Raw genomic sequence first — 17,625 nt, forward strand, 5'->3', positions numbered from 1 at the left:
AATAGGGTAATGCCGCTGAGCGCGTGATCGTCGGCGGTCGGGAGTGTCGGCGCAATAGAACCGAGACCGGCTGAACATTGGTATTTTGCAACAATTTCCGCGAAGCGCGGCGTCATTGCCCGAGGGGACGGAGTGTGACGGCTCGAGTCTCGGCGCGGGCGGTCGCCCCTGGCCTGCAGCCAGCGCCGTCAACCCTGCCGCCGCTGCGGGCTCGCGTCATGCGGGTACGTGGATCCTTCGTCGACGGGCGGGCAGGCACTCCGCTGGCCGAGCATTGGGAAAACACACCGTGAGGAGCGAGCATGAGTGCGCCCTTGTACTTGATCACCGGGGCGGGTGGTGGCACCGGTGGCGTGAGCCGGCAGGTAATCGCGCGATTGCGGGAACGGGGGGACCGCGTTCGCGCGTTGGTGCACCACGACGACGCCCGAGCCGAGCCGCTGCGAGCACTGGGCGCTGAAGTCGTCGTCGGCGATTTGACCGAGCCACGAGCTGTGCTCGAGGCAATGACCGGTGCTGATCGCATGTTCTTTTCGATGGGGGTTTCGCCGGACTACCTGCAGGCGACGGTGGTCGTCTGCGACGCCGCATTGGCATACGGCCACCTCGAGGTGGTCGTGAACATGTCCCAGATGACCGTCTCTCAAATGACGCTGACCAGTGTGGGCGAGTCTCGCCAACATCGGTTGCATTATCTCGCCGAGCACGTCGTGAACTGGTCGGGTGTTCCGGCCGTGCACATCAGGCCGACGGTGTTTCTGGACAATCCGATCTTCACCGGATTCGCGGCACCGTCGCTGCGCGAGCGAAACGTACTGGCCCTTCCCTTCGGAACGGGTCGAACGTCACCGGTAGCGACCAGCGACGTGGCGCGCACGGTTGCGGCAGTACTTGCAGATCCCGCTCACCGTATCGGCGACGTCTACGAATTGACCGGTCCGCAGAGTTTGGACGTCGATGGCCTGGCCGCCGAGTACACCCTGGGACTGCACCGGCCGATCCGCGGCACCGACATTCCCCAGGAAACCTGGGTCGAGAAGGTCCTCGAGCCCCGAGGTCTGCCGGCGCACGTCGAGCAGCACCTGGCGACCATGGCACTGCTGCACCGCGCTGGGCGCTACGACCGAGCCACCGACGACGTCGAGAAGATCACAGGACAGCCGCCATCCACGGTTGGGCGGTACATCGCCGAACACAGGGAGCTGTTCTCGTAGTGCTCGTCAGATGCGGGGTCGTGCGGAGGCTCGGGACGGCGACCACGTGCACGGCCCAGGATTCATGGGGGCTCGGTGATGATTGCGCAGACGCGACGGAAGACCGCGGATGTAAACCGTTTCGGAGAGTCCGTATGCCTTCGACGAAGCAGAGAGCTGAGCCGGGCGTAGCGTCTTCGGAGTCACAAACCGAGCTGGCGATGGGAGAACGTATGGATCTACATCTGTCGGGCAAGATCGCCGTGGTGACCGGCGCCAGCAGAGGTATCGGGCTTGCGATCAGCCAGGCGCTGGTGGACGCCGGGGCCCACGTCGTGGCCGGATCACGCAGCCGAGGAGCCGGTCTCGGGGCGCTGGTGGATGCCGGGAAAGTGACCTTTGTATCCGCCGATTTGTCGCTGCCCGGCGGCGCGGATGACCTGATCGCGGCTGCGGCGGATCACGGTGGCATCGATATATTGGTCAACAACGTCGGGGCGGTCACTGTCCAACCGGGCGGTATCGCGCGCGTTACCGACGACCAGTGGCAGGCATCCTGGGATCTCAATGTGATGGGGACTGTGCGGCCGACCCGCGCCGCGCTGCCACAGATGTATCGCCGTGGCGGTGGATCGATCGTCATTGTCGGATCGGTCAACGCGTACTATCCGGACCCCGGCATCTACGACTACTGCGCCACCAAGGCCGCCGTCACCAATTTCGGCAAGGCATTGTCGAAGGAATTGGGGCCGAGGAATATTCGCGTCAACTCCATCAGCCCCGGGCCCGTGACGACAGGGCTGTGGCTGGACGAAGGTGGGGTGGCCGACACGATCGCCGACGCCAGCGGTCAGAGCCCGGAACAGGTGCGGTCCGCGACAGCCGGTGCTGCCGCCATGGGCCGGTTCACCACTCCGGACGAGGTTGCCGACCTGGTCGTATTCCTGGCCAGCGACCGGTCCGCGAACATCACCGGATCCGATCTGAGGATCGACGGCGGCTTCGTGACCACGATTTGAGGCCGACCAATCGCGTGGCGGCCGACCCAAGCACGTCCGGCACTCCCGCCGGCATGGCGGTGTGGGAGAAATCGGGCGACTCCCAGAACTCGGCCTCGGCGGTGGCCACGTGGAACCGCAGGTCCGGGCGCAGTCCGCGCCCCAGCCCGTCGCCGAGCAGCCCACCGATGTGGTCCATGTGCAGATGGGTGAGCACCACGTCGGTCACGGATGCGGTGTCGATGCCTGCGGCCTTCAATCGCGTGGCCAACCGCCGAGTTTGCCGGAAGTCGGGGAACTGCTGCCCCAGCCCGGCATCGATGAGCACGGTCCGGTCGCCGCTGCGAACCACGACAACGTTCAGCGGCCAGTCGAGCACGTCCGGTTCGGTTGTCGGTCCTGCTCGACTCGAAGACGCCGCGGGGTGGGGCTCCGGCCCGTCGGCCCCCATGCCCGTGCCCCTCCGAGCGTCAGGCTCTCACCGGCGGCCGGAGGTGAAGATTTCGGTGGGTGCGTGTGCTTCCTGCCACCACGTGCGGGCGCTCGGCGACGAGCGCTTCGGTGATCGCGCGAGGCCGAGGCCCTTGCGCGCACCGCTGACGACCGCGGGCAGGTATAGGGGTTCGACCTGCCCCGGTCAGCTGCCCGCGGCGGTGACGATGACGTCGGCGACGGCGACGGGCTGGGATACGAGCACGGCGTGCGAGGCGGCGATCTCGGTGGTGTGCGCCCCGATGCGGCCGGCCATGAAGCGCTGCGAAGCGGGCGGGATGATGTTGTCGCCGGTGGGGATCAGCGACCAACTCGGAGTGTTCGACCAGGACGTCGGCCCGGACGGCTCTAGGTTGGCCCACAGCGCGATCGAGTGCTGGTGAGCCAGCATGGTCGCGGCCGTCGCATCGCTGACATCCGGCGCGAACACCCGGTGGAACGCGTCCGAGGCAATGTAGCCGTCGAGGTTCCTGCCGCCGATCGCGTGCGCGTCGTCGACGAGCTTGACCTGCAAGACGGGCGGGAGCAGCTGACTACCGGGGAATCGGATCGGATCCAGTCCCAGCTGGACGGGCTCCCCCTCTGCCGGCGCGAACGCGGCGACATAGACAAGGGCCTGCACGTTCGGGTTGTGGATGTTGCTGATGACCGCGCCGCCGTAGGAGTGGCCCACGAGCACCACGGGCCCGGAGATCCCGGCGAGGGTCTTCTCGACGGTGGCCGCGTCGTAGCCGGGTCCGCGCAGGGGGTTGTCGGGGACGGCGACGGTGTAGCCGCGGCCGCGCAGCTCGGCGGCGACCGGGTCCCAACTGGTGGTGTCGGCGAAGGCGCCGTGCACCAAAACGACTGTGGGCAATCCTCGGGCAGCGGCCGGACCGGCCAGCGCCGCGGCCGAGGCGGCGACGAGGGCGATCGTGACGAGTGCGGTTCGGGCGAATCGAACAAAGCTCATGGCGTGCTCCTTCGCTGTGCAGGACGTGGTCAGGCCGTATCCGGCCCGGCAGCGGCCTGTGTTCGGTGCGGGCGGCACGCTGCCGCCCGCACGACTGGGTCACCCGGCGGGTCAGCCACTCCGACAATCGCGTCTGCGAGGCTCGTGCCCGCGCTGGGCAGCAACTCGTCATCACCTGAACGAAGCCCGGCGCCGACCGGAGCCGCCGCTCAGTTCCACGGAACTCGGGACATCCGCGACGACCACCTTGTAGGTAGGTCGCTGGTCGGCCCTGCCCACGTGCCCGCGGGGCTCGTGGCCGATGCGAGAGCGTAGCGCTCCGCCCAGCGGTTGCAGTTGCGGGCGTCATCCGAAGCCCGTGGATCAGAACGATCGGTGGGGAGCCGAACCTGCGTTCAAGGCTTCGCATCGCATGAACCGAGCGGGGAAAGATATCCCGACACGTAACCATCGCCTCTACGCTGCCGATGGTCCGTCGTGGTGCACAGCGGCCCTCCCCGCTGTACGAGACTACTGCTCACACCGGTCTTCAGCTTCAACCTGCAGCGTAACCGTGTCAATATTCGCCGGTTGGATGGGTGAGCTCAATCGTGATCGACCTGCTGCCCATTGGCACGTGTATAGCCCGCCGCGCAGCGAGTGCCGCCTGGCCTGGTTGTCCCCCGGTGATCCGGGTGACGATCGTCAACCGGGCCTCGCTGCGGTGGTAAAGCGGTGCCGCGCTGCTGGGTGGTGACATGGTCCGAGCCACTTCAATTCCGTGAAGTACGAGCCACCGCGAGCGATCGAGCGGCGGGGTCGACCGATAGACGACCGGCTCGAGGTCGAGATGGCGTTGCTGGCGTGCGTCGGTCCACATGCGGGTGACCCGGATTCGGCCGACGGAGGCGACACCGCGCTTCGACGCGCGTCCAGGTGGGTTCGGTGCCGTGGAACCAACGGCTTTCCTCCCGCAGTATCTCGCGGGGGTCCGACCGGCTCAGTCGTTCGCGTAGGCGTTTCACACGAACCAACGGAAGTGCTGCGGCCGAACGTCTGTCGTGCGGAACACCCGGCGCCCGAGAGTGCGGTCCGAACGCGAGACCGCACCGATGGCAGCTGTCCGTACCGTGAATGTGGGCATCCGGTCTGATCGGGGAGCCCGACTACGGCGTGGTCTATGCCGGAAGCATCTGCGCGCGTAGCGTCCACGCGTGTTTCTCGACGCGGCAAATGATGTCTTGTAGCAGATAGGCCGTCGAGGGATCCTCGGCGTCGATGTCGTCGTGCACTCCGCGCAGCAGCGCCGCGACATGGCGCAACTGCACCAGGAGCGCTCGGACGGCCCGGGTGGTACTCAGTTCTCCTCGCGCCGGTACCGGCTGGTCTGCGACGGATACGGCGGCCGGCCGGCCGTCCGGAACGGCTTCGAGCGCACGCATACGTTCGGCGATGATGTCGGTCGCCGCACCCGCATCGGCGATGATCTCGTCGAGGTAGCGGTGCAGGTCGTAAACGTTGCGACCCATCATGTTCCAGCGCACCTGCTTCGCGTTCAAGTACAGGGCGATGAAGTTCACCAGCGCCCGCTGGAGGTAGGCGGCGAGTTTGGCGGAGGCTTGGAAGCCGGGCATCGGGTCGAGAGCGGTCATGTCGAGTCCTTGCGGGTTCGGGGGTTCTGCGCAGGTTCACGCGTTGTCGGCGCTGCGGATGGCTGGTGTCGGATTCCGTCGAGGACGGTGTCGATGATCTGATCGGCGAAGTCGTCGTCCAGCGGCGCGTGACCGTGCAGCATGCGGTGATAGATCGGGCCGTAGAGCATGTCCAAGACGACCTCGACACGGATTTCGGCGGGTATCTCACCACGGCCGATGGCGCGTTGCAATATCTGTCGCCCTTGCTCACGTCGCTGTTCGACGAAGCGTGCGCGGTATTCGAGCCCGAATCCGGGGCTGGTGAGGACCTCGACCAGCAGACCGGCGATGATCCGGCCGTAGGGGCGGTGTGCGGCCATCTCCGCCCAAGGACACAGCAGGGTTCGCAGATCCTCCCGCAGCGATCCGGTGTCCGATGGAGCCGGGACGGTGTCCCACTGCTGGTAGAGCGCATCCATGGCAAGGGTTTCCTTGGTCGGCCACCATCGATAAATCGTCGCCTTGCTGACCCCCGCCGCGGCCGCGATGGTGTCCATGCTGGTCGCGGCCAGTCCGCGGTCCAGCAGCAGGCCCATCGCCGCCCGCAGGATGGCTTCACGAGCCTGTTCGCTGCGGGGCCGCCCGCGCCGGGGAAGGGTGGTCTCGGTCATGGCATCTCCTCGAATACGTCCACCGACAACAAAACTATACGCCTAGTTTTGTAATGGGAACTCGGCTCTTCTCGACTCGGACCACATCGTTATCAGAGCTTGTCATACACCCTTTGCCTGCACCGACTTTGAGACATAATCCATAAGTAGCTCGTCGTCCACGAACCAGCCCACGCCATTAGTCTGGCGTATATAAGAAACGATGAGTTCACTATTGGAGGTGGTGGGGATGGTCAGTGCACGACCGGAGGCCGAGCGGCCGGTCGAGTTCGCGGATCCGGGATATACGGACATGCTGCGCAAGCTCACCGCCGAAGCGATCGGAACAGGGTTTATCGTCTTCACCGCCGGTGCCACCGCGCACAGCGGAACAACACTGACGCCTCTGGCGACCGGCGCGGTGTTGATGGCGATGGTGTACGCCGGGGCCCCCGTTTCCGGTGCCCATTACAACCCCGCGGTAACTCTTGCGGCCCTCATCCGCGGTCGCATCCGGACGGGTGCGGCGTGCGGATACTGGCTCACCCAAGTGATGGCAGCCTTGGTCGCGGCCCTCATGGTGCGGGTTGTCATCGACAGCCCCCCGCTGCGCGCGCCGAACCCGTCTGGCTATCCGCTCGACGACGCCGTCGCGGTGGAGTGGCTGTTCACCTTCGCTCTCGCGTATGTCGTACTCAGCGTCAGCACCACCGCGGGCACTCCCGCCAACTCGTTCTACGGACTCGCGATCGGCGCGATCGCCGCAGTGGGCGGCATCGCCGTCGGCGGGGTGTCGGGCGCCGCATTCAACCCAGCCATCGTCCTGGGTGGGACGGTCGTGGGCTTGTTCGCTCCGGTCGCACTGCCCTATGTTCTCGCCGAACTGCTCGGCGGTGCGATAGCCGGGGTGGCTTTCCGGTTGCTCAACCCGGCTGCCGAATGAGCCGTGCGACCGTGGCGCGGATCACCGAGTTCCGGGGTGCCCTTCGGTCGTTCCGTGACTTCAAGCCATATGCTGCGCCATAGCTGCTCATCGTGTACGCCATCGCGAACGTAGGAGTATGTCGAGCGACCCGGAATCCGAAACGCCCGTACCGACGCTTCTCTCGAAGTCCTCATCGTCTTCGACACGAGCGTCGCGGAAACCAACGACGACATCGGCATCCTCGCCGCCCGCAACTCAGTCCCACGCTCGGTACTCGCCACCGTGCTCGGTATCTCCGAATCCGCGATCGCGGTTATACCCACCGACGTCAAACCCGTCGTCATTACGAGACGACACTGACGACGGCCATGACAAGCGGCTCGTGCGTGCCGACGCGGATCCCGGCATCGGGATTGCGGATGACCAGGAAAAGTCGCGCCACTTGTGTCGGTGATCTGCCGACGGAATGTGCTGTCGTGGTTGGTGTCGCGGCGGTCGCCGGGACGAGGCGGTGCACTGCGTGGCGCAGTAGTCGATTGTCTCGATACCAAGGATTTGAGACCGACAAGCTTGCCTCGGCTGGCCTGGTCGGGAAGTCACCACGGAATGTGATGCGCACCATTTCCCTGGACGCCGAAAGCTAATGCTATTAACTTATTAGCTATCAACAATAGCTAAGGAGATCGGCATGACCACTCAGTACCTCTCGCTTTCCGACGGCACCATCGCCTACGAGCTCATCGGCCCCTCCGATGGGCCTCTGGTGGTGTGTGTCCCCGGCGTCGGCGTCAACCGCGCCGATTTCCGGTTCCTGGCCCCGACGCTGGCCGAAGCCGGAAACCGGGTGGCTGTCATGGATATCCGGGGTCACGGCGACTCCAGCGCCGACTGGCCGCATTACGATCCCACCGCAGTCGGACACGACATCGCCGCCGTGATCGGTCATCTCGGCGGGCCGGCCGTGATCGTCGGCCACTCGTTCGCAGCGAAGTCCGCCGGGCAGGTCGTCGTCCGCGAACCCGAGTTGGTGCGCGGGCTGGTGCTCGTGGGTGCCGCGGTGCGGCACGAGAAGCCCGGCTTCGTCATGGGGCTGGCCGCCAGACTCGTCACCGGCAATGCTTCGCTGTGGACGATGTTCCTGAAGACGCTGTACCCGGGCACCAAGCCCGCCGACTTCGCCGAATATCTGGCCGCGAACAAGGCGATGCTGCGCCGCAAGGGACACCTCGCAGCCTTGAGCGCCCTCACCGATTCGCTGCCCGACGACCCGGCCCTGGACCTGTCGGACATCACCGCCCCGACCTTGATCGTCATGGGAACCAAGGACGGCGACCTCGCCGACCCAGCCGCCGAGGCGCAGCGGATCGCGAACGAGGTCTCCGGACCGTCCCGGGTCGCGATGGTGGACGGATCGGGGCACTACCCGCACGCCGACAACCCGGAATTCGTCGCGCACACTCTCGCGACGTTCCTGAAGGAGCTGTGATGCCCCACGTGGGACACCTCCCCGTCGCCTCGACCTCCGCCGCGAAGGAGCCGTGATGCCACGCGCAGGACTCTCCCCCACCGCGGTGGTGGACGTCGCCGTCGCCGTCGTCGACGAGGGCGGGCCCCGCGCCCTGACCCTCGCCGCGGTGGCCACCCGCGCCGACGTGGCGACCCCGTCGCTGTACAAGCACGTCAAGAACCTGGACGAACTGGTGGACCTCGTCGGCGTGCGCGTCCTCGACGAACTCACCGAACGGGTGACCCGATCGGTGGTCGGGCTCGGCGGCCCCGAAGCGGTGGGCGCTCTGTTGCGCGCCTACCGCAACTACGCCGTGGAACACCCCCACCGGTACGCGATGCTGCCCCAGAACCCGCGCGCGACACCAGGCTGGGACACCGCCAGCCACCGCCTGATGGACACCATCTTCGCTGTCCTGACCGGTTGCGGCGTCACCGGCGCAGACGCAGTGCACCTCACCCGCTGCATCCGCGCCGCCGGACACGGCTTCGCCACCCTGGAGTCCCAAGGAGGCTTCCAGCTCGCCGACGACATCGAGACATCCTTCGCCACCCTGACCCGCATGGTGCTCAGCGCGCTGCCGTCACGGTGAACCCGAAACCGCGGACCGCGCGAGGCTGCTCGCGTCGCTGTCGCCGGGCACGTCCTCCACCTGACGGGGGAACACAGTGAAGCCACCGCTGACGATCAGTTCGATTACGGTCGACGACGCAGCGGAAGCCGTGCTCGTCGAGCCTGCCGATGTCACCCGTGTGCACCCAGCCGTCGCGCGCAGCTTCGGCGTTGCATGCCGTATTGATGTTTCCGAGCGATGACTCCGGCCTCAGAAGTGACCCGCTTCGGGCAGCGGGGTGTCGTTGACCAGGAGGTCGCCCAGCGCGCGGGCCTTGTACACCGCGGGGTTGTGGGAGAACAGGGTGCGCAGGTTGCGCCAGTGCCGGTCGTACTGTGCGGAGGCGCGGGTGGCCGAGGCGCCGCCGGCATCGAAGATGCGCCCCGCCGCCCGCAGTGCGGGCTCCTCGATGGCGACCTTGGCTTTGGCGGCCAGCACCGCCGCGTCGTGTTCGAGGTCCGCGTCGATCCCGGTGGCGCGGGCGGCGTCGAAGGCGCGATCCTGCGCCAGCGCGGCGGCGCGCACCAGCGATTCGGCGGCGAAGGCCGTGGCGGAGATCGTGCCGATGATCTCGAGCAGTTGCGGATCGTGCCGGGGCTCTTCGGCATTGGCGAACACGAAGTTCCGCCTGCGGGTGCGCACCAGCTCGGCGGCATCGGCGGCCGCGGACCGCAGGATGCCCGCGGCTATGGCGTGCAGGTACAACTGCGGGAACGCCTGACGCGGCGGCACGCCGGAATCCGAACCGCGCCACGGCAGCGTCTCCGACTCGGCCACCGCCACGTCGGTGAGCACGGTGGTGCCGCTGCCGGTGTGCCGCTGGCCGATGCCGTCCCAGTCGTCGAGATGGGCGACGCCCGCCCGGTCGGCGGGGACCACGGCGGTGAGCAGGCCTTGTCCGGGCACCTCGGCGCTGATGCGCACGTAGTCGGAATACAGCGCGCCCGTGCTGTAGAACTTGCGCCCGTTGAGCAGGTAGCCCCCGCCGGGTGCGGGCGTCAACGTGCTGTCGTAGGTCCAGCTGCCCGCGGAACGATTGCTCAATTCGGTGAGCGCTCCGCCGAAGAGCTTGCCCGCCAGCACTTCCGGGATCCAGGCCGCCTTCTTGCCGGTGCGGGGCAACCGGAACAATTCCTCCACGAAGCCGAAGTGGATGCGCAGGATGTGCGGGACGTCGGGGTCCGCCTCGGCCAGGTCGATCAGCAGATCGAACAACTCCGAGATCCGCCAGCCCCCGCCACCCAGATCGGCGGGTACCCGGACCGCGCCGAGACGCAGCCGTTTGGCCGCCGCGATCGCCGCGTGCGGTGGCTCGTCGCCGCCCTCGGCGCGTCGGCGCGCCGCGTCCGCGGCCACCTCGGCGACGAAGGCAGCGATCTCGGGGGAACCGGGGCGCGCGATGGTGGCCGCGGCGGTATCGATGCTGGTCATCGGAACTCCTGGAGTAGGGGCCGGTGCGCCACCGGCGAAGGACGGATTCGGCGCGGGGCGCTCAGGCGACGCTGCGCCGCAACGCCGGGTCGGCCAGCGCGGGCGGGATCGCTCCGGTGTCGCGATCGCTGAAAACGATTCCGGGAGCGACGATCTCATCGATGCGATCGAGCACGTCCGCGCTCAGCGTCACCGCGGCCGCGCCGAGGTAGGCGTCGAGGTGCTCGGCGGTGCGCGGGCCGATGATCGCGGCGCTGACATCCGGGTGCGACAGGACGAAGCCCACCGCGAGTTGCACCAGGGTGAGCCCGGATTCCTCGGCCAGCACCGCCAGCGCTTCGGCCGCGGCGAGCTTGGCGGCGTTGGCCGGGGCGGCGATGTCGAAACGACCCGGGATCAGGTCGGCGCGGTAGGACTCGGGTTGCGCCGCGCCCGCGCGGTACTTGCCGGACAGCCAGCCCGCCGCCAGCGGACCGTAGGTGAGCACGCCGAGCCGGTACCGACGCGCGATCGGCAGCGTCTCGCGTTCGATGCCGCGCACCAGCAGCGAATACGGAACCTGCTCGGTGGCAGGCCGATTCAGCTTGCGCCGATCGGCCGCCCACTGGGTCTCGATCAACTCGCCGGGCGAGAACACGGAGGTGCCGTAGTAGCGGATCTTGCCGGCGCGGACCAGATCATCCAGCGCTGCGACGGTTTCCTCGATCGCGGTGACCGATTCGGGCCGGTGCACCTGATAGAGGTCGAGATGATCGGTGCCGAGTCTGCGCAGCGAGTCCTCGACGGCGCGGGCGATCCAGCGCCGCGAGTTGCCGCGGTGGGTGAGGTCGTCGTCGACTGCGTTGTGGAACTTACTGGCCAGGATCACCTCGTCGCGCCGGCCGCGCAGCGCTTTGCCGACGATGGTCTCCGATTCGCCGCGCGAGTAGGTGTCGGCGGTGTCGACGATGTTGATGCCCGCGTCCAGCGCGCGGTGGATCACCGCGATCGCCTCCTCGTGCGTGGTGCGGCCGCGGGCGCCGAAGTTCATGGCGCCGAGGGCCAACGGGCTGACCCGCACCCCGGTGCGGCCGAGGACACGCAGATCGGACAGGCTCATGAGTGGGCTCCTCGGAGGATGCGGCGGGTGGCGGAGTCGGTGAGCGAAGGCGGCAGATAGCCTTCGTCGGCGGGGCTGATGGTCAGGCCGGGTGCGACGATCTCGTCGATGCGGTCGAGCACCGCGGCGTCGAGCCGGACGTCCACCGCGCCGAGCTGTCCCTCCAACTGCTCGAGGGTGCGCGGCCCGATGATGACGCTGCTCACCGCGGGATGCTGGAGGACGAACGCCAGCGCCAGGTGCACCAGTGAGAGTCCCGCGTCGTCGGCCAGCTTCGCCAGTTCCTCGGCGGCCGCGCGCTTGCGCTGGTTGGCCGCCAGCGCGGGATCGTGCCGATGCGGTTGCCTGGTGAGCCTGCTCGACGGCTGCGCGTCCGTCCCAGGCCGGTATCGCCCCGACAGCCAGCCACCGGCCAGCGGGCTCCAGGTGAGCACCCCGAGCCCGTACTTCTGAGCGATCGGCAGCGTGGCCCGCTCCGCCGCGCGCGCCAGGATCGAATACGGCGGCTGTTCGCTGACCGGGCGGGTCAGATTGCGGTCCTCGGCCACCCACTGCGCCTCCACCAGTTGGTGCGGTTCGAAGGTGGTGGTGCCGTAGTAGCGGATCTTGCCCGCGGCGACCAAATCGTGCAGGGCGCGCAGCGTCTCCTCCAGCGGCACGTCCGGGTCGGGGCGGTGCACCTGGTAGAGGTCGAGATGGTCGGTGTTCAACCGGCGCAGGCTGTCCTCGACGGCGCGGATGATCCAGCGGCGGGAGTTGCCGCGCGAGTTCGGGTCGGCGCCGATCTGCCCGTGGAATTTACTGGCGAGCACGACTTCGTCGCGGCGGCCCGCGAGGGCCTTGCCGACGATCTCCTCGTTCTCGCCCTGGGAGTAGACGTCGGCGGTGTCGACGACGTTGATGCCCGCGTCGAGCGCGCGGTGGATGATGCGCGCGGCGTCGTCGTGGTCGCGGTTGGCCCAGGCGCCGAAATTCATGGCGCCCAGGGTGAGCGGGCTGACCAGCACACCGGTGCGGCCGAGATAGCGGAGTGTCATCGTGGGGTGGTCACTTTCTCGTAGTGCGAACGGCCGAAGGAATTCGCCGGTTCGGCGAGGCCGAGATGACCGCGCAAGGTGGTGTGCTCGTAGCCCTGCCGGAACAGGCCGCGGGCGCGCAGTTCCGGGATCACCTGATCGACGAACTCCTCCAGATAGCTCGGCAGCACGGCCGGGATGATGGTGAAACCGTCGACGCCGGTCTCGCGGAACCACCGCTCGATGTGGTCGGCCACCGCGACGGGGGTGCCCGCGACCACCCGGTGCCCGCCGAGGAACTCGGTCAGCAACCTGCGCACCGTGTGACCGGTCTCGGTGGCGTAGCGGGTCAGCGATTCGAAGAAGCCCTGCGGGCCGATGCGGCCATCGGGCAGCGCGGTCAGCCGCGCGGGCAGCGGCGCGTCCAGATCCAGCTCTTCGTCGGGGTAGCCGAGCCAGCGGGCCAGTGCGCGCACCGGCGCGCTGTCCGCGGGCAACCGCTCTTGCAGCGCGTCGAAGCGTTCGCGTGCCTGCGCTTCGGTCGCGCCGAGCACCGGCACCAGTCCCGGGAGAATCCGGATGGCCCGCGGGTCCCGGCCCGCGGCAGCGGCAGCGCTCCGTACCCCGGTGACGAATTCCCTGGCCGCGGTCGCGCTCAACTGGGTCGTGTAGATCGCCTCGGCGTGCGCGGCCGCGAACGCCTTGCCCTGCGGCGACGCGCCGGCCTGCACCAGCACCGGACGTCCTTGCGGCGACCTGGTGACGTTCAGCGGACCGGCGACGGCGTAGAACTCGCCGCGGTGGTCCACCGCGTGCACCTTGTCCGGGTCGGCGAAGCGGCCACCCGCCTGATCCCCGATGACGGCGTCGGCTTCCCAGCTGTCCCAGAGCTTCTGGGTCAACTCCACGAATTCCGCGGCCCGCCGGTAACGCTCGTCGCGCTCGGGCAGGGACTCGATGCCGAAATTGCGGGCGGCGTTCGGTTCGAACGTGGTGACGACGTTCCAGCCCGCCCGTCCGCCGCTGGCGTGGTCGAGCGAGAGGATGCGCCTGGCGAGGTTGTAGGGCAGGTTCAGCGATGTGGTCGCCGTCGGGATCAGCCCGATCCGTTCGGTCGACACGGCCAGCGCCGAGGTCACCAGGATCGGGTCGAGCGTCGCGGCGGGGGCGCGGGCGATGCCCGGCTGCTGCACGGGAATGTCCGGGAACAGCAGTCCGTCCAGCGCGCCGCGCTCGGCGACGGCGGCCACGTGCTGATAGTGCTCGAGCCGGATGAACGCGTCGGCGGGCAGGCCGGGCTCGCGCCAAGCCGCGGGGTGGTAACCGGAGCTGCCGACGTTGACGAAGAAGTGCAGGGTGCGGGTCATCAGGCGGCTCCTTCCGCGCGGGGGCGGGTGTGTCCGGGGACGGGCAACCCGAGATGCCCACGCAGTGTGGTGGTCTCGTACTCGGTGCGCAGCACGCCGCGCCGCCGCAGAATGGGCACCACGCCGTCGACGAAATCGTCGAATCCGTCCGGCAGCACGTCGGGCATCAGGTTGAAGCCGTCGGCGATGCCTTTGTCCACCCAGTCGACGATCGCGTCGGCGATCTGTTCCGGTGTGCCGGTGACGATGCGGTGGCCCGCGCCGCCGCCGAGCTCGCGCAGCAATTGGCGCACGGTGAGCTTGTCCCGGCGAGCCAGCCCGAGCGCGATCTTGTAGAAGGTCTGCGAGCCGCCGGCCCGGTCCGGCTCGGGCAGCAGGTGCCACGGCAGCGGCGCATCCAGCCGCAGCGCCTCGCGGTCCACGCCGAGCTGGGCGGCCAGCCGGTTCAGCGCGTAGTCCGGCGGCACCAGTTCGTCGAGCAGCTCCCGCCGCTGCGCGGCCTCCCGCTCGGTCGAGCCGAGCACCGTCGACAGACCCGGCAGGATCAGCACGTCCTCCGCGCGGCGGCCCAGCGCCACCGCGCGCGATTTCACGTCGCGGTAGTACTCACCGGCCTCCTGCTCGGTCTGCGCCGCCGTGAAGATCACCTCGCCGACCCTGGCGGCCAGCCCGCGGCCGTCGCTGGACGCGCCCGCCTGCACCACCACGGGTTCGCCCTGCGGGGACCGCGGCACGTTGAGCGGACCGGCCACCCGGAAATGCGTGCCGCGATGATCGACGGGATGGATCTTGTCCGGATCGGCGAAGCGGTGCGCGGACTTGTCGCCGACCAAAGCGCCGGGCTCCCAGCTGTTCCACAACGCGCGCACCACGGCGACGAACTCCGCGGCGCGCTGGTAGCGGGCCCCGTGCTCGGGTTCCTCGTCGAAACCGAAGTTGCGGGCGGCGTCCGCTCCCGCGGTGGTCACCACGTTCCAGCCGGAGCGGCCCCCGCTGAGCAGGTCGAGCGAAGCGAAGCGTCGGGCCACGTCGTAGGGGTGGTTGTAGCTCGACGAGAGCGTGGCGATCAATCCGATGCGGCTGGTGGCCGCGGCCACCGCGGCCAGGATCACCGAGGGCTCCAAGCTGTTGAACGGCCGGTACCGGATGTCCTCCCGGATGGCAGGGCCGTCGGCGAGGAAGACGGCGTCGAACCGGGCCTCCTCGGCCCGCCGGGCGATCCGCACGTAATGGTCGAGCCCGAAGCTCGCCACCGGGTCCGTCCCCGGGAAACGCCAGGAGCCGCCGAAGACGCCGGCGTTGAGGATATTGACGTTCAGGTGCACTTGCCGTCGGCTCATGGTCGCTCCACTGCTCGGCCCGCCGCCAGCGCCGTGCGACCCAGGTCGGCCAGCACGAAATCGCTCTGCGGGAAATGGATTCGCCCCACCAGGGCGTCGCGGTGGTGGCGTTCGAGGGGGTTGCGGCGATCCAGCCCCGGGTTCCCGGTCAAGTCGAGCGCGGACTCGGTGACCCGGATGGCGGTAGTGGTCGCGACATGTTTGGCCAGCGCGGGCAGCGCGCCCGCCGGTTCGCAGGCCAGGCTGGCGACCGCGTGGCGCAGCAGTGCCCGGCTGGTCTGGATCCACGCCTCGATCTCCCCGACGCGGTCGTGGAAGCGCGGCACGGTGGCCAGGGAGGCGCCCAGCGCGGTCGGCACCCTGGTGTGCAGGTAGCGCACCAGCCAGTCGCGGGCGGCGACCGCGACGCCGTTGTAGTTGGCGGCCAGCAGCAGCGGCAGCGCCTGGCGGCCCGCGCGGCGCACCTTCGCCGTGCCGGTGGAGGGATCGCGCAGGTCGACGAGCCGGGCGTGCGGCACAACGGCAGCATCGAAGATCACCGACTGGGTGTCGGAGGCCCGCAGGCCGAGGTGGTTCCACGTGCGCTCCACTCGCCAGCCGGTCACCGACCGGTCCAGCAGGAAGGTCGCGATGCGCGGCTGCGGCTCCGCGGTGCTGGTCGTCACGGTGAACCAGGTCAGACCGGAAATGCCAGTGGCGTAGGCTTTCTCGCCGTCGATGCGCCAGTCGCCCGACGGCAGCCGGGTCGCGGTGGTCGCGGGCACGCCGCCGCGCGCCAGGCTGCCGAGTTCGCGCTCCACCGCGAGACCGTTGATCAGCGCGCCGTCGGCGGCGGCCGACCGCAGCGCCAGCTCCTTCAACTCACCCGGCCACGGGCTGTCCGGGTGGAGCATGCCGAGGTGGTTCGTGAAGTTCCACTGCAGGATCAGGCCGACGGAGGGGTCGGCGGCGCCCACCCGCTCGATGAGTTCCACCGCTTCGGCGATGCCCGCGCCGCGCCCGCCGTAGGCGACCGGGACGGTCAAGGCGGGCGCGCCGATGGCGTGCAGCGCCTCGAACGCCGCGAACGGGAAGGTCCCGGCCCGGTCGTGTTCCTCGGCGCGCGCGGCGATCGTGGCCAGCACGCCGGTCAGCGCGTGCTCGTCCAGGCCGGTCGGCGTGGTATCGGCGGTCGTTGACAATGTTTCGGTCATGACGCGCTCGCGGCGCGCGGTGGCACACAATTCATGATTTCTCGGCAAACTCGTTCGCAAGGCGTGGCCGCAAGGGCCAGGAATGGAATACGGTGACGGAATTCCGGCGTCACCGGCAACAGCGGAACGGCATTGAACGTTTTGTGCCCCAACGTGTTTCATACTTTGCCACGGGGACTCCTTTCGTTCGTGCCGCCTGCGATCCCAGTATCGGAAGCGCGAAACCGGCGAACAAGACAGTCGTCCTACGAGAATTGTTTAGTTTTTCTCGACGGTCCGGACGCGGTTCACGACGCCAATCGCTGCGGGCTGGCGAGGGTGCGCAGGGCGCGGATGGCGGCCGCGACCGCGGGACGTTCCAGCGACGCCTGCCGGTAGGTGACCCCGATCTGCCGTGTCCCGTTGGCCACCGTGCAGGCGATCAGGTGGCGGTGCTCGTCGTCGACCGACATCTCCGGCACGATCGTGACGCCCAGCCCGTACTCGACCATCTCGGCCATTCCGGCGAAGCTGCCGCTGCGGTGCTCTATGCGGGGTGCGAAACCGGCCTCGCGGCAGGCGTAGAGCACCGAGACGATCGACGGTGCGCCGTCGCGCGCGGCGATCCAGTCCGCGTCCCGGACCGCCGCGAGTCCGTGCTGGCGGACCCGCTCCCGCACTCCGTCCGGCGCCAGCAGCACCAGCGGGTCGCCGAACAGGAATTCCGAGCTCAGGCCGAGCGGCAGGTCGCGGGCGCGGAAGGAATAGGCGTAGGTGATGGCCAGATCCACCTCCTGCAGCCGCACCGCGGGCACCGAGTCCACCGGCATCAGGTCCACCACCCGCACCCGCAGATTCGGGTACTCCGCGCGCAACTGCGCCGCCGCGGGCAGCGCCAGCCGCGACTGCGCGGTGCGGAACGTCGCGAGGGTCAGTACCCCGGTGACCTTCTCGGCGGTGGCGGCCACCGCGCTCTCGGCCTCCTCCAGCGCGGCGATGATCCGCGAGGTGTGGTCGACCAGCACCCGGCCCGCCGGGGTCAGGCGCAGCACCCGGCCCTCCCTGCGGGTCAGCACGGTGCCCACTTCGTCCTCGAGGATGCGCAACTGCTGCGACACCGCCGAGGTCGTGATGCCGTGCAGCTCCGATACCGCGGTCATGGTCGTGCGTTCGGCCAGATCCCGCAACAGGATAAGACGCCGGATGTCGTACACGACTGCCTCGCTTTCGCTGCCTGTTCCGGATCATGATCATCGG

General features: G+C 68.6%; 16 protein-coding genes and 1 pseudogene. 6 read left to right on the plus strand and 11 right to left on the minus strand.

Translation table 11 applies throughout. The features are described from left to right. The first annotated feature begins 302 nt into the window (after positions 1-302). Both ABZ824_RS31690 and ABZ824_RS31695 read left to right on the plus strand, forming a co-directional pair. Positions 303-1,214, plus strand: a complete 912-nt coding sequence (locus tag ABZ824_RS31690) for an NAD(P)H-binding protein (RefSeq protein WP_356967570.1) — start codon at positions 303-305, stop codon at positions 1,212-1,214. A gap of 212 nt (positions 1,215-1,426) precedes the next feature. Then, positions 1,427-2,212 carry an SDR family oxidoreductase gene (locus tag ABZ824_RS31695; RefSeq protein WP_356967679.1) on the plus strand — a complete coding sequence of 262 codons (786 nt, stop codon included), beginning with the start codon at positions 1,427-1,429 and terminating at the stop codon, positions 2,210-2,212. Positions 2,213-2,216: 4 nt separating this feature from the next. Here the strand turns inward: ABZ824_RS31695 and ABZ824_RS31700 are convergent. The 4 genes and pseudogenes from ABZ824_RS31700 to ABZ824_RS31715 form a co-directional block, all read right to left on the minus strand. Next, positions 2,217-2,576 (minus strand): annotated as a pseudogene (locus ABZ824_RS31700) (MBL fold metallo-hydrolase); the annotation flags it as partial. 252 nt (positions 2,577-2,828) lie between these two features. Next, entirely contained in the window at positions 2,829-3,635 is an 807-nt protein-coding gene (locus tag ABZ824_RS31705) for an alpha/beta hydrolase (RefSeq protein WP_356967572.1), read from the minus strand. Positions 3,636-4,792: 1,157 nt separating this feature from the next. Next, on the minus strand, positions 4,793-5,266 hold the full coding sequence (locus ABZ824_RS31710) for a DNA starvation/stationary phase protection protein (RefSeq protein WP_356967573.1): 474 nt from the start codon (positions 5,264-5,266) through the stop codon (positions 4,793-4,795). Then, positions 5,263-5,919, minus strand: a complete 657-nt coding sequence (locus ABZ824_RS31715; protein ID WP_356967575.1) for a TetR/AcrR family transcriptional regulator — start codon at positions 5,917-5,919, stop codon at positions 5,263-5,265. The genes ABZ824_RS31710 and ABZ824_RS31715 overlap by 4 nt, the downstream gene beginning before the upstream one ends. 202 nt (positions 5,920-6,121) lie before the next feature. Between ABZ824_RS31715 and ABZ824_RS31720 the strand changes: the two genes are divergently transcribed. The 4 genes from ABZ824_RS31720 (at position 6,122) to ABZ824_RS31735 (ending at position 9,145) form a co-directional block, all read left to right on the plus strand. After that, the gene (locus tag ABZ824_RS31720) at positions 6,122-6,841 is read left to right on the plus strand and encodes an aquaporin (RefSeq protein WP_356967577.1); all 720 of its coding nucleotides are present in this window, start codon (positions 6,122-6,124) and stop codon (positions 6,839-6,841) included. 670 nt (positions 6,842-7,511) lie between these two features. Beyond that, on the plus strand, positions 7,512-8,309 hold the full coding sequence (locus ABZ824_RS31725) for an alpha/beta hydrolase (RefSeq protein WP_356967579.1): 798 nt from the start codon (positions 7,512-7,514) through the stop codon (positions 8,307-8,309). A 55-nt stretch (positions 8,310-8,364) separates the two neighbouring features. Beyond that, positions 8,365-8,922 carry a WHG domain-containing protein gene (locus ABZ824_RS31730; protein WP_356967581.1) on the plus strand — a complete coding sequence of 186 codons (558 nt, stop codon included), beginning with the start codon at positions 8,365-8,367 and terminating at the stop codon, positions 8,920-8,922. Between the two features lie 76 nt (positions 8,923-8,998). Continuing rightward, entirely contained in the window at positions 8,999-9,145 is a 147-nt protein-coding gene (locus ABZ824_RS31735) for a hypothetical protein (RefSeq protein WP_356967583.1), read from the plus strand. Between the two features lie 8 nt (positions 9,146-9,153). Here the strand turns inward: ABZ824_RS31735 and ABZ824_RS31740 are convergent, their stop codons facing one another. The 7 genes from ABZ824_RS31740 to ABZ824_RS31770 all read right to left on the minus strand — a co-directional run bounded on the left by ABZ824_RS31740 (position 9,154) and on the right by ABZ824_RS31770 (position 17,582). Then, positions 9,154-10,374: an acyl-CoA dehydrogenase family protein gene (locus ABZ824_RS31740; protein WP_356967585.1), complete on the minus strand. Its 1,221-nt coding sequence runs from the start codon at positions 10,372-10,374 to the stop codon at positions 9,154-9,156. 61 nt (positions 10,375-10,435) lie between these two features. Then, positions 10,436-11,473 carry an aldo/keto reductase gene (locus ABZ824_RS31745; RefSeq protein WP_355074363.1) on the minus strand — a complete coding sequence of 346 codons (1,038 nt, stop codon included), beginning with the start codon at positions 11,471-11,473 and terminating at the stop codon, positions 10,436-10,438. Then, positions 11,470-12,510 carry an aldo/keto reductase gene (locus ABZ824_RS31750; RefSeq protein ID WP_356967587.1) on the minus strand — a complete coding sequence of 347 codons (1,041 nt, stop codon included), beginning with the start codon at positions 12,508-12,510 and terminating at the stop codon, positions 11,470-11,472. The genes ABZ824_RS31745 and ABZ824_RS31750 overlap by 4 nt, the downstream gene beginning before the upstream one ends. Then, on the minus strand, positions 12,507-13,856 hold the full coding sequence (locus ABZ824_RS31755; protein WP_356967589.1) for an NtaA/DmoA family FMN-dependent monooxygenase: 1,350 nt from the start codon (positions 13,854-13,856) through the stop codon (positions 12,507-12,509). The genes ABZ824_RS31750 and ABZ824_RS31755 overlap by 4 nt, the downstream gene beginning before the upstream one ends. Continuing rightward, on the minus strand, positions 13,856-15,196 hold the full coding sequence (locus ABZ824_RS31760; protein ID WP_356967591.1) for an LLM class flavin-dependent oxidoreductase: 1,341 nt from the start codon (positions 15,194-15,196) through the stop codon (positions 13,856-13,858). The genes ABZ824_RS31755 and ABZ824_RS31760 overlap by 1 nt, the downstream gene beginning before the upstream one ends. Beyond that, the gene (locus tag ABZ824_RS31765; protein ID WP_356967593.1) at positions 15,193-16,389 is read right to left on the minus strand and encodes an acyl-CoA dehydrogenase family protein; all 1,197 of its coding nucleotides are present in this window, start codon (positions 16,387-16,389) and stop codon (positions 15,193-15,195) included. The genes ABZ824_RS31760 and ABZ824_RS31765 overlap by 4 nt, the downstream gene beginning before the upstream one ends. 287 nt (positions 16,390-16,676) lie before the next feature. After that, positions 16,677-17,582, minus strand: a complete 906-nt coding sequence (locus ABZ824_RS31770; RefSeq protein ID WP_356967595.1) for a LysR substrate-binding domain-containing protein — start codon at positions 17,580-17,582, stop codon at positions 16,677-16,679. Positions 17,583-17,625 lie beyond the last annotated feature (43 nt).

Source organism: Nocardia sp. NPDC047038 (assembly GCF_040644075.1).
Lineage (GTDB): Bacteria > Actinomycetota > Actinomycetes > Mycobacteriales > Mycobacteriaceae > Nocardia > Nocardia sichangensis.

What these genes read in the sequence shown, in the direction of transcription:
- ABZ824_RS31715 (WP_356967575.1), bottom strand. Translation starts at nt 5,919, where the DNA reads ATGACCGAGACCACCCTTCCCCGGCGCGGGCGGCCCCGCAGCGAACAG.
- ABZ824_RS31720 (WP_356967577.1), top strand. Translation starts at nt 6,122, where the DNA reads ATGAGTTCACTATTGGAGGTGGTGGGGATGGTCAGTGCACGACCGGAG.
- ABZ824_RS31690 (WP_356967570.1), top strand. Translation starts at nt 303, where the DNA reads ATGAGTGCGCCCTTGTACTTGATCACCGGGGCGGGTGGTGGCACCGGT.
- ABZ824_RS31695 (WP_356967679.1), top strand. Translation starts at nt 1,427, where the DNA reads ATGGATCTACATCTGTCGGGCAAGATCGCCGTGGTGACCGGCGCCAGC.
- ABZ824_RS31740 (WP_356967585.1), bottom strand. Translation starts at nt 10,374, where the DNA reads ATGACCAGCATCGATACCGCCGCGGCCACCATCGCGCGCCCCGGTTCC.
- ABZ824_RS31760 (WP_356967591.1), bottom strand. Translation starts at nt 15,196, where the DNA reads ATGAGCCGACGGCAAGTGCACCTGAACGTCAATATCCTCAACGCCGGC.
- ABZ824_RS31725 (WP_356967579.1), top strand. Translation starts at nt 7,512, where the DNA reads ATGACCACTCAGTACCTCTCGCTTTCCGACGGCACCATCGCCTACGAG.
- ABZ824_RS31765 (WP_356967593.1), bottom strand. Translation starts at nt 16,389, where the DNA reads ATGACCGAAACATTGTCAACGACCGCCGATACCACGCCGACCGGCCTG.
- ABZ824_RS31730 (WP_356967581.1), top strand. Translation starts at nt 8,365, where the DNA reads ATGCCACGCGCAGGACTCTCCCCCACCGCGGTGGTGGACGTCGCCGTC.
- ABZ824_RS31745 (WP_355074363.1), bottom strand. Translation starts at nt 11,473, where the DNA reads ATGAGCCTGTCCGATCTGCGTGTCCTCGGCCGCACCGGGGTGCGGGTC.
- ABZ824_RS31710 (WP_356967573.1), bottom strand. Translation starts at nt 5,266, where the DNA reads ATGACCGCTCTCGACCCGATGCCCGGCTTCCAAGCCTCCGCCAAACTC.
- ABZ824_RS31755 (WP_356967589.1), bottom strand. Translation starts at nt 13,856, where the DNA reads ATGACCCGCACCCTGCACTTCTTCGTCAACGTCGGCAGCTCCGGTTAC.
- ABZ824_RS31705 (WP_356967572.1), bottom strand. Translation starts at nt 3,635, where the DNA reads ATGAGCTTTGTTCGATTCGCCCGAACCGCACTCGTCACGATCGCCCTC.
- ABZ824_RS31750 (WP_356967587.1), bottom strand. Translation starts at nt 12,510, where the DNA reads ATGACACTCCGCTATCTCGGCCGCACCGGTGTGCTGGTCAGCCCGCTC.